The 12,865-nt window shown below is 60.1% G+C and carries 12 protein-coding genes and 1 pseudogene; 5 read left to right on the top strand and 8 right to left on the bottom strand.

Going from position 1 to position 12,865, the window contains the following annotated elements:
• Window positions 1-53: 53 nt before the first annotated feature.
• From OP496_RS07605 to OP496_RS07590, 4 genes are all read right to left on the bottom strand, one after another.
• Window positions 54-1,061 carry an NAD(P)-dependent alcohol dehydrogenase gene (locus OP496_RS07605; RefSeq protein ID WP_280562936.1) on the bottom strand — a complete coding sequence of 336 codons (1,008 nt, stop codon included), beginning with the start codon at window positions 1,059-1,061 and terminating at the stop codon, window positions 54-56.
• A gap of 110 nt (window positions 1,062-1,171) precedes the next feature.
• Entirely contained in the window at window positions 1,172-1,789 is a 618-nt protein-coding gene (locus OP496_RS07600) for a TPM domain-containing protein (protein WP_280562935.1), read from the bottom strand.
• Window positions 1,790-1,810: 21 nt separating this feature from the next.
• Complete coding sequence (locus OP496_RS07595; RefSeq protein ID WP_280562933.1) at window positions 1,811-2,608, bottom strand: TPM domain-containing protein; 798 nt, start codon at window positions 2,606-2,608, stop codon at window positions 1,811-1,813.
• On the bottom strand, window positions 2,608-3,210 hold the full coding sequence (locus tag OP496_RS07590) for a LemA family protein (protein WP_348521304.1): 603 nt from the start codon (window positions 3,208-3,210) through the stop codon (window positions 2,608-2,610). Before OP496_RS07590 ends, OP496_RS07595 begins: the two co-directional genes overlap by 1 nt.
• A 264-nt stretch (window positions 3,211-3,474) precedes the next feature.
• Here OP496_RS07590 and OP496_RS07585 point away from each other — a divergent pair.
• From OP496_RS07585 to yejK, 4 genes and pseudogenes are all read left to right on the top strand, one after another.
• Window positions 3,475-3,666 (top strand): annotated as a pseudogene (locus OP496_RS07585) (YebC/PmpR family DNA-binding transcriptional regulator); the annotation flags it as partial.
• A 136-nt stretch (window positions 3,667-3,802) separates the two neighbouring features.
• Window positions 3,803-4,813 (top strand): ABC transporter ATP-binding protein, encoded by a 1,011-nt coding sequence (locus tag OP496_RS07580; RefSeq protein WP_280562931.1) that lies wholly within the window; start codon window positions 3,803-3,805, stop codon window positions 4,811-4,813.
• Window positions 4,810-5,571 (top strand): ABC transporter permease, encoded by a 762-nt coding sequence (locus OP496_RS07575; protein WP_280562930.1) that lies wholly within the window; start codon window positions 4,810-4,812, stop codon window positions 5,569-5,571. Before OP496_RS07580 ends, OP496_RS07575 begins: the two co-directional genes overlap by 4 nt.
• Window positions 5,572-5,635: 64 nt before the next feature.
• Window positions 5,636-6,631, top strand: coding sequence for a nucleoid-associated protein YejK (gene yejK, locus OP496_RS07570; RefSeq protein WP_280562929.1), 996 nt, complete (start codon window positions 5,636-5,638; stop codon window positions 6,629-6,631).
• Between the two features lie 24 nt (window positions 6,632-6,655).
• On the opposite strand, the gene OP496_RS07565 is transcribed toward yejK, so the two are convergent.
• Window positions 6,656-7,396, bottom strand: coding sequence for an RsiV family protein (locus tag OP496_RS07565; RefSeq protein ID WP_280562928.1), 741 nt, complete (start codon window positions 7,394-7,396; stop codon window positions 6,656-6,658).
• A 415-nt stretch (window positions 7,397-7,811) separates the two neighbouring features.
• Here OP496_RS07565 and OP496_RS07560 point away from each other — a divergent pair, with 415 nt between their 5' ends.
• The gene (locus OP496_RS07560) at window positions 7,812-8,858 is read left to right on the top strand and encodes an aldo/keto reductase (RefSeq protein WP_280562927.1); all 1,047 of its coding nucleotides are present in this window, start codon (window positions 7,812-7,814) and stop codon (window positions 8,856-8,858) included.
• A gap of 138 nt (window positions 8,859-8,996) precedes the next feature.
• Here the strand turns inward: OP496_RS07560 and OP496_RS07555 are convergent, their stop codons facing one another.
• The 3 genes from OP496_RS07555 to OP496_RS07545 form a co-directional block, all read right to left on the bottom strand.
• Entirely contained in the window at window positions 8,997-10,460 is a 1,464-nt protein-coding gene (locus OP496_RS07555) for a catalase (protein WP_280562926.1), read from the bottom strand.
• Window positions 10,461-10,986: 526 nt separating this feature from the next.
• Window positions 10,987-12,180, bottom strand: coding sequence for an aldose epimerase family protein (locus OP496_RS07550; RefSeq protein ID WP_280562925.1), 1,194 nt, complete (start codon window positions 12,178-12,180; stop codon window positions 10,987-10,989).
• A gap of 230 nt (window positions 12,181-12,410) precedes the next feature.
• The gene (locus OP496_RS07545; protein WP_280562924.1) at window positions 12,411-12,857 is read right to left on the bottom strand and encodes an META domain-containing protein; all 447 of its coding nucleotides are present in this window, start codon (window positions 12,855-12,857) and stop codon (window positions 12,411-12,413) included.
• Window positions 12,858-12,865 lie beyond the last annotated feature (8 nt).

Genomic DNA, 12,865 nt, shown 5'->3' with positions numbered 1-12,865 from the left:
GAGCCCCCGGCGGCGTTTTAGTGTTCCATTTACTGGCAATCAAATGCTGACAATCAGAACTCCAGGCAGATCTTGCCGAAGTGACGCCCCGCTTCCTGGTGACGAAACGCGTCGGCGATCTCATCGAGGTCAAAACGCCGGTCGATGATTGGGTGCAGGTCGCTGGCGTCGATGGCACGAATCATCTCGATCTGATCGCGCCGGCTACCCACGATCAAGCCCTGCAGGCGTGCCTGCTTGGCCATCAGCTTGGCGGTGGGGATCTCGCCGCCGCGTCCGGTGAGAACACCGATCAATGAGATGTGTCCGCCGATGCGCACGGCATCGATGGATTGCGGCAGTGTGCCAGGGCCACCCACTTCGATGACGTGATCCACGCCCCGGCCATCGGTGAGCGCCTTGACGCGCTTGCCCCATTCCGGCTCGGTCTTGTAGTTGAGCGTGTGATCGGCGCCCAGCTCCTTCAGCCGGGCGATCTTCTCGTCCGAGGACGAGGTCGCGATCACCGTGGCGCCCATCAACTTGGCGAACTGCAAGGCGAAGATCGAGACGCCGCCGGTGCCCAGCACCAGCACCGTGTCACCCGCCTTGAGATTGCCGTCCACCACCAGCGCGCGCCAGGCGGTCAACCCGGCCGTGGTCAAGGTAGCGGCTTCGGCATGGTCATAATCGCGCGGCGCATGGGTAAACCATGTCGTCGGACGCACGACCTGCTCGCGGGCGTAGCCATCGACGCCATCACCAGGCGTGGTGGTGAAGTCACCGATCCGCGCCGGCCCTTCAAGCCACTCGGGGAAAAACGTCGAGACCACGCGGTCACCCACGGTGAATTCCTCGACGCCTTCCCCCACGGCTTCGACGACACCGGCCCCATCCGACATGGGAATGCGACCGTCCTCGGTCGGCATGGCGCCGGCGACGACACCGTAGTCATGATAATTGAGCGAGCTGGCATGCACGCGCACGCGCACCTCGCCCGGCCCCGGTTCACCCGGCGCTTCGCATTCGTGAACATCGAGCTTATCCAGCCCGCCCGGACTACGTAATGTAACGACGTTCATCGTACTCTCCTGTGCTGTCATCCTATGCCTGCGAAGCGCGTCCAACATGACGCGCCCCTCAAGCATCCTCCCTAGATGATGGTGACGAATCGACGCGAGGCAAGGAGCGCTTACTCCAGCACGACCAGACGATTGGGAAGTTCGTTGCGCTCGTGCGTGGCGGGCACGTGCTCTCGAAGATGCTCGCCGCATGCTTCGATACAGGAGAGAAAGCCCTGCAGCGTCTGGCCTTGCTTCACCTGCTGGGTGAAGGTCGAGACGATACCCTGCCAGGTCTCGTCATCGAGCCGGCTGGAAATCCCGCGATCGACCAGGATCTCCACGTAGCGCTCAGCCTCGGAGACGAAGATCAGCATGCCGGTGCCAGCTTGGGTGTGATGCAGGTTCTGTTCGAGAAACTGCCGCCTTGCCAGATTCGCGGCCCGCCAGAAGCGAACGCGACGCGGGATCAGCCGCGTCGTCACTGACGGCAGCCGAAACACGATTGCGAGCACCGCGAAACACGCCCACTGCACGATCAAAAGCTCCGAGGCCCCCAGCCATTGGGGGAAATAATTGATCGCCCCCGGAATCAGCAGGGACAGAATCCCTGCCCAAAGCAACGGGATGTAGGTGTAATCGTCGGCCTGCGGCGCGAGTACGGTCACCAGTTCGGCGTCGGTATCGCGCTCGATGTGCGTGATTGCATCGCGCACCTGCTGCTGCTCGCTGTCGCTCAATAATGCCATGGTGATGTCCCTTGCGTTGATCTACCAGCCACCGGAGGCGCCGCCCCCGCCGAAACCACCACCGCCGCCGCCGAAGCCGCCGCCTCCGAGGCCGCCACCGCCGCCTCCGAAACCGCCGCCCATGGCGCCGCCGAGCAGGATACCGCCGAGCAAGCCGCCACCGCGTCCGCGACGACGCCCACCGCGTCCGCCACCACCGATACCGCGTACGATGCCCATGACGATCATCAGCATGACGAAGAACGCCACCGATGCGCCGCCGACATCGCGCGATTTATCGTGCCCGGACGCCGATCCGGCAGGAGGCGCATCAGCCATCGGGTCGCCACCCAGGACCTGGATGATCGCTTCGGTGCCTTGGGTAATCCCGGTCGCGTAATCGCCCTCACGAAACGCCGGAGCGATCTTCTGCGTGATGATCGCCGAGGACTGTGCGTCGGTCAGGCGACCCTCGAGGCCATAGCCGACCTCAATGCGGATGGCCTGCTCTTCCATGGAGACGATCAACAAGGCGCCGTTATCTTCGCCTTCCTGACCGATACCCCAATGGCGCCCCAGCTGGTAGCCGTATTTCTCTATCGGCGCCCCCTGTAAATCGGGCAGCGTGACGACCACGACCTGCTCGCCGGTATCTTCCTCGTGCGCCGCGAGCATGCCGCTCAGCTCATCTCGCGTCGACGCATCCAGCAGATCGGCCTGATCGACCACGCGCCCGGTCAGCTCGGGAAACTCGATATCCTGGTTCTGGTCTTGGGCCTGAACGCTGAGGGCACAGGCCCACAGCAACAGCAAGCATGTCAGACGGATGCAATGCCTCATTAGAACTCCACCTCAGGCGCCTGATCGGCGTTCTCGGCTGTCGCTTCGAAGTTTTCGCGAATCGGCATGTCACTATACAAAAGGCCATGCCAGAGTCGCCCGGGGAAAGTACGAATCTCGGTATTGTATTGCTCGACCGCCTGGATGAAGTCGCGGCGCGCCACGGCGATGCGATTCTCGGTGCCTTCCAGTTGCGATTGCAGCGCCAGGAAATTCTGGTTCGACTTCAGCTCTGGATAGCGCTCGGACACCGCCATCAGGCGGCTAAGCGCCCCGGTCAGCTGGCCCTGAGCCTGCTGGAATTGCTTCAGCTTCTCGGGATTGTCCAGCGAGTCGGCGTCGATGTTGATCGAAGTCGCCTTGGAGCGCGCTTCGATCACGGCCGTCAGCGTTTCCTGTTCCTGATCTGCGAAGCCTTTGACGGTTTCCACCAAATTGGGTACCAGGTCCGCGCGCCGCTGATATTGATTCTCGACCTGCGACCAGGCCGACTTCACTTTCTCGTCCAGCGTGGGAATATTGTTGATGCCGCAGCCCGTCAGCAAGACGGCAAGACACAGCCACAGCATGACGTGCCAGACGGAGCGAGCTGTAAACGGCATTGGCATGGATCGCATCGACATACGCATTTCCGATGAAGGTGGGGAAATAGAGACTCCCTAAGCTACAGGTGAGCGCGCATTAAGCATAGCGTCGACTGAAGGGAACGGCGTATCGTCGAAGATCAAACGCCAGCAGCGCAAAATTAAACCTGCCTCGACCGACGATGTTGCGTAGAATCTTGTGCGTTGCGAACTATTTGATAGGGCATGACATGGGTAGGGCTTTTCCAGAACCGCAAGGAATCCATGGCCAAGACGGCCGACGCCAAGACCAAGCAGGCACGCGCCGAGGCCTTCGGTGAGCTCAAGTTCGAGGCCGACGAGGTCCAGCTCCTGCCGCAGACCACGACCCCCGTCGCCGGCGATGACGTGGTCATGCTCGACAAGTTGCTCGCCACCCTCAACGACCTCGACGATGTGCAGAACATCTACCGTAGCGCCGAGCCGCAGGACTGACCCGGCCCGACCGACGATGCACTCGCCGAAGATGCACTCGCCGACGACATACTTACCGATCAGGTGAGCGCCGGCCACGACATGCCGGCGCATGCCTATACTGATCGGCCCATTCTCCACGGGAGCCCGGTATCGCATGAGTCATGACACCGCAGACGCCACTGCCACCGACACTCGCCCCGCCGCGCGCGCCCACACCTTGCAAGCCACGCTCTCGGTGATCGACGTTCGGGGGCTGACCAAGCGTTATGCCTCGGGCTTCGAGGCGCTCAAACGCATTGATCTGGATATCCAGCGTGGCGAAATCTTCGCGCTGCTGGGCCCCAATGGCGCCGGTAAGACCACCTTGATCAGCATCATCTGCGGGCTGGTCAACGCCAGCGACGGTCAGGTCCGTGTCAATGACCATGACATCGTCACCGACTACCGTGCCGCGCGCAAACAAATCGGCCTCGTCCCGCAGGAATTGACCAGTGACGCCTTTGCCACGGTCTGGAACACGGTCAGCTTCAGCCGTGGCCTGTTCGGCAAGCGCGCCGACGCTGCGCACATCGAGCGTGTGCTCAGGTCATTGTCGCTGTGGGACAAGCGTCGCAACAAGATGATTACGCTCTCGGGCGGCATGAAACGCCGGGTACTGATCGCCAAGGCGCTGGCGCACGAGCCGCAGGTCCTGTTTCTCGACGAGCCTACCGCCGGGGTCGATGTCGAGCTGCGCCGCGACATGTGGGACGTGGTGCGGTCGCTACGCGATCAAGGCGTCACCGTCATACTGACCACGCACTACATCGAAGAGGCCGAGGAGATGGCCGACCGCATCGGCGTGATCAACGATGGGGAAATCGTGCTCGTCGAAGAGAAAGCCGCCCTGATGCGCCAGTTGGGCCGTAAGCGACTCCGCCTCGATCTGCAGACGCCACTCGCGGCCATTCCCGAGACGCTGGCGCACTATCCGCTGAGTCTCGCCGACGACGGTCATGTACTGGTGTATACCTACGCTGCGTCATCTGACGAGCACTCGACGCCAGCCAGCATCAGTGCCCTGCTCAACGATATCGAAGCGGCAGGCGTTCGTTTCAAAGACCTCCATACCGAGCAAAGCTCACTGGAGGAAATTTTCGTCAACCTGGTGAGGAAGGACGCATGAATTTCCGCGCGGTCGGCACCATTTACCATTTCGAATTAGCACGCGCGTGGCGTACGTTGCTGCAAAGCCTGGTCTCGCCGGTGATCTCCACCTCGCTGTATTTCGTGGTCTTCGGCGCTGCCATCGGCTCGCGCATTCAGGAGGTCGAAGGCGTCAGCTACGGCGCTTTCATCGTGCCGGGACTGGTCATGTTGATGCTACTCACCCAAAGCGTCTCCAACGCCTCGTTCGGGATCTTCTTCCCCAAGTTCACCGGCACCATCTACGAAGTACTCTCGGCGCCAGTCTCTTATCTCGAAATCGTCCTCGGGTATGTGGGCGCGGCCGCCACCAAATCACTTATCCTGGGATTTATCATTCTGGCCACCGCCAGTTTCTTCGTGCCCTTGCGCATCGATCATCCGGTCTGGATGGTGCTGTTCCTAGCGCTCACCGCCATCACCTTCAGCCTGCTGGGCTTTATCATAGGAATCTGGGCGGAAGGCTTCGAGAAGTTGCAGATCGTGCCGCTGTTGATCATTACGCCGCTGACCTTCCTGGGGGGCAGCTTCTACTCCATCGACATGCTGCCCCCTGTGTGGCAAACGGTGACGCTGTTCAATCCGGTGGTGTATCTGGTCAGTGGCTTTCGCTGGAGCTTCTACGGCATCAGTGATGTGAGTGTCGGCGCCAGCCTGCTAATGATTCTGATATTTCTGGGCCTGTGTCTGGCCCTGGTCGGCTGGATCTTCAAGACCGGCTACAACATCAAGCCCTAGGCCTTAGAAGCCAGCCCATACTGCGCGTTACTATGCTCATTTTCGTTTTCACCAAGATGTCGCCATGCCGATTCTGACCAGTACCATCCACCGCATCGACAAGCCCGATACCGAGACACCCGCCACGCTGACCTGCGCCGAGCATGCACAGTCATCGACGGTATCTCTCGAGGCGCTGCTGGCGAGCGTCAATGACAGCTTTCATGCCAAGCCCAAGGCGTGGGGTCATTTCGGTGAGACCGGTAGCAGCGCCTTCGCCGCAGGACTCTCCGAATATCTTGCCGGAACGATCGATTTCGTCACCTGGAGTGCGCGGATGGCGGAGCGCGTCAATGCCTTGATCGACGCCCACCTCTCGGTGGGCGGCCACCTGCTGTTCGTACATTATCAGCGCGGCGAAGCGCAGTACGTCAGCGTGGCACTCCTCCATCATCGCCAGGGCTTCGCCATCGACAATGCCCTCGAAGTGACCGAATCGCCGCAGCTCAATCTCGGTCAATTGATGCTCGCCGTGCGTATCGACCTCGACCAATGGCAGGGCGGCAATTCGCAGCAGTATGTGTCGTTTATCAAGGATCGCGGCGGCAAGAAGTTCGCCGAAGGCTTCCGCGAACTGCTCGGCGTCGAGGAAGGCGTGGATGCCAACGGTGAAACCCGGACCTTGCTCAAGGCATTCAGCGACTATGTCGAGCGCGAGGACTTGCCCGACGACGAGAGCCGCGAGAAGACCGATGCCGTGATCGACTACGCCAGCAACCAGGCCAAGAATGGCGAAAAGGTGACCCTCGACGAACTGTCCGAACTCATCGACGAACAGCAGCCCCAAGCGTTCTATGACTACATTCGCCATCAGGATTACGGGCTCTCCGAGGAGATTCCGCCGGACAAGCGAGCGCTCAATCAATTCCGGCGCTTCGCTGGGCGCGCCAGTGGCGTCTCGATCAGCTTCGACTCTCACCTGCTCGGCAACAGCATCGAATTCGACGCGGAGCGCGATCGCCTGATCATCAAGCAGGTGCCCGGCCCCCTGAAGGAACAGCTCAAGCAGCGCCGGGACTAGGTATTAGCGGAACGCACTTGAAAATCAGCGCTCCAGATAGCGCGGTTTGATGATCCCTTCGAGCGCCTGGGCAGGAATACGTAGCTCCGGTTGCCCATAGGAGTACGGCGCGATGTCATAGGCGTTGTAGCGTACCCGCCATTCGTCGGCAAACGGTGCCACGTTGCGGCTCATGCTCAGTGGCCAGGATTCAGCGAAGTCGGCACCCGCCTGCTGTTCTTCCAGCCAACGTCGATGCGCGCGCGACAGCGCCTCGCGATAGGCCGGCGTCTGCCCCTCGCGCAGCATGTCATCGAGTGTCACCACGCGTCGCTCGCGTTCGTCGATGACCATGAATTCCGTCAGCGGCATACCGTGTGCCCCACCGGTGAACACATAGCTATCGAGTTTGACGGTGGTTAGATCGGCATGCCGGTCATAGACCTCCGCCTTGAAGACCGCCTGGTAACCGGGCAATTCAGGTACGCGCTCCCGCGTCGCCTTGGCCTCGTCGAAAAACGTCTTCGCGTATGTCTCCCAGGAGGACGCCATCGTTTCGCTTTTGCCATTGGTAATACCCGAGCCCATGCTCAGCAACTCGTCTCGTAGCTGCTCGCTAAGCCCTGGTGCGCCGGGAAAACGCAGCGAGTCGACCTCGACGGTCGCGCAACGCTCTGCCGGGCAATCACGCTCGACGAAGCTTTTCTCCACGCGCTCGGCATCCAGCCTTTCAGGCGACGATGACAATGCTTGGCAACCTCCCAACATCGCCAGGGCACCCAACATGACGCCACCGCCCGCCAGACGGCATGCGATCGTTACATTAGCCTCACAGAACAAGATTCTTCCTCCCTGATACGCCGGGGCCGGCCCGGCTATTACTCCTGACACGGTTCCACCGCGTTGCGCATGCCCCACTATAGACGATATCCAGTGATGAAGGCGTGAGTCCGCACTGGCCCTGCTTGCCATACTGCCCCCCTTTGCCATCCATTGGGCGGGAAGACGCAACGAAAGCGCTGACGAGCTGACGAGCTGACGAGCTGACGAGCTGACGAGCTGACGAGCTGACGAGCTGACAACAGGATCGGGCATGAACTCGACAGAATCGCGCATTTTGTCTGTAATTATAGGGTCCATACTGAAAAGAGGCCGGGCGGTTACCTGCGAGGGTCGATTTCATCACCGTCAGGAGTGTTTCATGCGTTATCAACCATTCGGCAATACCGGTTTGTTCGTCTCAGAACTGTGCCTCGGCACCATGACCTTCGGAGGCCAGGGCGAGCGCTGGAGCCAGATCGGCGATCTACAGCAAAGCGACGCCGAGCGCCTGATCGGTCGCGCGCTGGATGCCGGCATCAACTTCATCGACACCGCCGATGTATATTCCCAAGGCCAGTCCGAGATCATCACCGGCCAGGCAATCAAGAACCTGGATGTCCCGCGCGACGAGCTCGTCGTCGCCTCCAAGGTGTTCGGCGAAACCGGCCATGGCGGCGTCAACGCCCGTGGCATGTCGCGCTACCACATCATGGAGGGCATCAAGGCCAGCCTGAAACGGCTGCAGCTCGATCATCTCGACGTCTACCAGATACACGGCTTCGATCCCGCCACGCCCATCGAAGAAGCCGTCCGTGCACTCGACACCCTCGTACAACATGGTCATGTACGCTACGTCGGGGTCTCCAACTGGGCAGCCTGGCAGATCATGAAGGCACTGGGTATCGCCGAGCGTCACGGCTTGGCGCGTTTCGAGTCACTACAAGCCTATTACACCCTTGCCGGGCGCGATCTCGAGCGCGAGTTGATCCCCATGCTGCAGAGCGAAAATCTCGGACTGATGGTCTGGAGCCCGCTCGCGGGTGGCTTCTTGAGCGGCAAGTACACGCGCGACAGTCAGGGCGAAGAGGGCAGCCGTCGCCTCACCTTCGACTTCCCACCAGTCGATAAAGAGCGTGCCTTTGACTGCATTGATGTGATGGGCAAGATCGCCAAGGCACACGGCGTTTCCGTAGCCCAGGTCGCACTGGCTTGGTTGCTGCATCAGTCGGCGGTAACGAGTGTCATCGTCGGGGCCAAACGCGTCGATCAGCTCGACGACAATATTGCCGCCACACAGGTCGCGCTGAGCCACGAGGAACTCGCCGAACTCGACGCCGTCAGCGCGCTCCCCGCCGAGTATCCCGGCTGGATGTTCGAACGCCAGGGCGACTATCGTCGCCAGCAACTGGCCGACGCCAAGCGCTGAACCGACGCCTGCGCACGCCCATGACGAGCAACCCCCGCCACTAACGATGACCTTGCAAAAAGCACGGTCCGCTTCCCTGAAAGGAAGCGGACCGTGTAGTGATAAAGTAAGTAGGTAAAGGCTAAAGTGGGCCGTGCGTTACAGTCCCTTGTTTGCCTTCACGCCTTCTTCGATACGCCGACCGATCTCGGCATCGATGTTCTTCCAGTACTCGAATACGCGTGACAGCACCGGCTCCTCGACACCATCGGAGGCATGCCCGACCACGTTGTTGACCAGGCGATCCCGCGCGGCATCGTCCATGACCTTGTTGATCAGTTCATTGGCCTGACTGTAGTCATCGTCGTCCTTGCGCAGGGCGTAGGGCGCGCGCACCATCTGGCCGTTGGATTCCCAAGTGGAGTCAGTGGGATAACGCTCGCCATCCGCTGCCGGACCACCCTTGGAGTTGGGTGCGTAGACCGGATCGGAAACCTTGTTGACGCGCATCGACCCGTCCTTGCTATAGCTGTGCACGGGGGCCTTGGGCGCGTTGACCGGGATCTGCTTGTAGTTGACCCCGAGGCGCGCACGGTGCGCATCGGCGTAGGAGAACACACGCCCGACGAGCATCTTGTCCGGGCTGATACCAATGCCGGGCACGAGATTGTTGGGCTCGAAGGCCGCCTGCTCGATCTCGGCATGGTTATCGGTCGGGTTACGGTTCAGCTGCAGCTTGCCGACCTTGATCAGCGGATAGTCGTCATGCGGCCAGACCTTGGTCAAATCGAACGGATTGATGCGGTACGTATCGGCATCCGCGAACGGCATGACCTGCATGTAGAGCGTCCAGCTCGGGTAGTCGCCTTGCTGGATGGCGTCATACAAATCGCGGGTATGGTAGTCACCGTCCTCACCGGCCAACTGGTCGGCTTCTTCCTGGGTCAAGCATTCGATGCCCTGGTCGGTCTTGAAGTGGTACTTGACCCAGAACTTCTCGCCCTGAGCGTTGGCCCACATATAAGTATGGCTGGAATAGCCGTTCATGTGGCGCCAAGTCTTGGGAATTCCGCGATCCCCCATCAGCCAGGTCACCTGATGCGCGGATTCCGGCGACAGCGTCCAAAAATCCCACTGCATATCGTGGTCGCGCAGATTGTTGTCGGCGCGACGTTTCTGGCTGCGGATGAAATGCTGGAATTTCATCGGGTCGCGGATGAAGAACACCGGCGTGTTGTTCCCCACCATGTCGTAGTTGCCTTCACTGGTGTAGAACTTGATCGAAAACCCGCGCGGATCGCGCCACGTATCAGGGCTACCGCGTTCGCCGGCTACCGTGGAGAAGCGAATCAGTACGTCCGTCTTGGTGCCAGGCTGGAAGACGGCCGCCTTGGTGTACTTGCTGACGTCCTCGGTCACTTCGAAATGACCGAATGCCCCGCTGCCCTTGGCATGCGGTTGACGCTCAGGAATCCGCTCGCGGTTGAAATTCGCCATCTGCTCGATGAGATAGTGATCGTGCATTACGATCGGACCGTCAGGCCCCACTGACAGCGAATGCTCATCACTGGCCACCGGAATTCCGGCATCTGTCGTTGTCGGCTTGCGATTGTCTTGCGTCACGATAATATCTCCCCATCATTTTCGTATGTGGCACAGCATGCCGCCACGCCCTTTCCCTGGGATCGAACCGCTGGCCTTGGGATCGAACCGCTGGCGCGATAGTGCAATCTGGCGGGGGATCTCCCGTCTCCCCACTCAATGTATAGGAAATAATCGCAGGAACTGTCTACCTATATACAGTTGCCCAGGCGGCCAGAAAGGCCATTACCAGCCTCTCCCCGACCACCGTCGATGAGGCACAGAAGCCCGCCAAGCCCCGCATGACAAGGAGTCACCATGAACCAAAATCAATCAAAGCGATCCTCTCGATAGTATTAAGCAACCTTTCTCATCAAGAAGTTTCATAGCACGTGACACGCGGCGTGTTAATGGATAACGCAAGCCTCACCGCGTCGAGCATCACGCCACCGAGGAAAAACTCATCGCCATGGGCTGCGACATGGGGCAAGGCTTTCTTTACAGCCCCGCCTTACCCCTCGGTGAAGCTTTGGACTGGGCGACGTACTACGCGCGCCCCTGACCTCGCTTAGCTGTCATCACCCTGCGTGGTAAAGCGCCATACCGTGCGCGACTCATACGCTTCGCCAGGCTTGAGGATCGTCGACGGGAAATCCGCCTGGTTGGGAGAATCCGGAAAGTGCTGAGTTTCCAGTGCGAACCCGCCGCGCTTTTCGTAAGAATCACCCCCCTTGCCGGTTAGCGTGCCATCGAGAAAATTCCCCGAGTAGAATTGAACCCCAGGCTCGGTCGTGGCGATCTCCAGCACGCGACCACTGTCCGGTGCGACAACGCGGGCAGCTTGTATCAGTTCGTCTGCGTCGGCGTCATCACGCGCCAGCACGAAATTGTGATCGTAGCCCTGACTGTACTCGAGCTGGGTATTGTCATCGCCGATGCGTGAACCGATCGCCGTGGCCTCGCGGAAATCGAACGGCGTACCCGCTACTCGACGGATCTCACCCGTCGGAATCAATGTTTCCCCGACCGGCGTGAAAGCATCGGCATTGAGCATCAAACGGTGGTCGGTGATCGGGCCGCTGCCTTCGCCCTCGAGATTGAAGTAACTGTGTTGCGTCAAATTGAGCGGCGTCGCCTTGTCGGTGGTAGCGTGATAGTCGATGATCATTTTATCGTCAGTGGTCAGCGTATACCGCACGCGGGTTTCCAACGTGCCGGGATAGCCTTCCTCTCCATCTTCGCTGGTATAGCGCAACTCGACACCGACGCCGGTGTCGTTCTCGAAGGAATGCGCCTGCCAGAGCCGCTTATCGAACCCTTTATCGCCCCCGTGGAGATGATTGGGGCCATCGTTGGTCGCCAGCTCATAGGTCGTGCCATCGAGCGTGAAACGCCCCTCGTCGATACGGTTGCCATAACGCCCGATCAGGGCACCGAAATAAGGATTGGACTTGCGATATGCCTCGGAACGATAGTCTTCCAGGGAATCGAAGCCCAGCACGATGTCGTCGACGTTACCCTGCGCATCCGGCGTGCGCAGGGACGTAATGATGCCGCCATAGGTAATCACCTGCATGTCGATGCCATGGCCGTTGCGCAGGTGGTATGCCTCGACTTCTCGGCCATCGGGAAGTTGGCCGAAGCTATGCTTTTCAACGGAAGGAGTTTGTGTGGTCATCTCGTCTGCCTGTGCCGCATTCAACGCTAAGCACGACATTCCCATGCCCAACGCCAAGCGCGGAATCGTCTGAAATCGTGTCATCCCCGGTCTCCCGATAACGCATCTGCAAGCACGTCGCCCCATGCGACGCCTCATATTTCACGCTAGTCGGGCAGTCTTTTCTTCACCAATAACCGAGTGACGACATCCTCATGTCCTAATGGATATCGCCGCAACACAAGCCACGTCGTTGGCAGCGATCTCGCTACCGACCACTGCGTGCCATGCTAGACCAACGTCGGTTCATCGTTCGCCCTCTCTGTTTTGATGGCCTACTGCAAATGCACTGCCTTGAAGCGCGCGAGTTCCTGGTCTTGCGCATCCAAAAGCGTCAAGTGCTCGCCCTCGACTCGCCAGGCCGCTACAGCATTCAACACTTCGAGAAAGCGTTGCTCGGTTCGGGCGCCCTGCTGGCACGCCATCCGTGTGCTGGCCAACGCCTCAAAACGCAGTTCGTCTCCATTGACGTGGTAGTTGCCCATCATCCGGTTACACCCCGTCGCTCCCATGACGCGTGCCGGGTCGGCATGCAAGACGAAATGCGGCTCACGCTGATTGGCAACGACCGTGACCGGGGCGCTGTCCAGATACGTCAGCTTCCAGTACGTATTCACCAATGACTCATCCGGCTTGGCGGGGGCCGGTTCTTGCTGCATGGCGCAACCGGCCATGACGCAGAAGGCGAGCAACACACTCAAGCCGGCAACGATCCGTTTCATGGAATATC

The sequence above is a fragment of the Chromohalobacter sp. 48-RD10 genome (assembly GCF_029889785.1).
In the GTDB taxonomy this organism is placed as follows: domain Bacteria; phylum Pseudomonadota; class Gammaproteobacteria; order Pseudomonadales; family Halomonadaceae; genus Chromohalobacter.
Note: the sequence above shows the minus strand (reverse complement) of the source record. Positions and strands in the feature narration are given on the sequence as shown.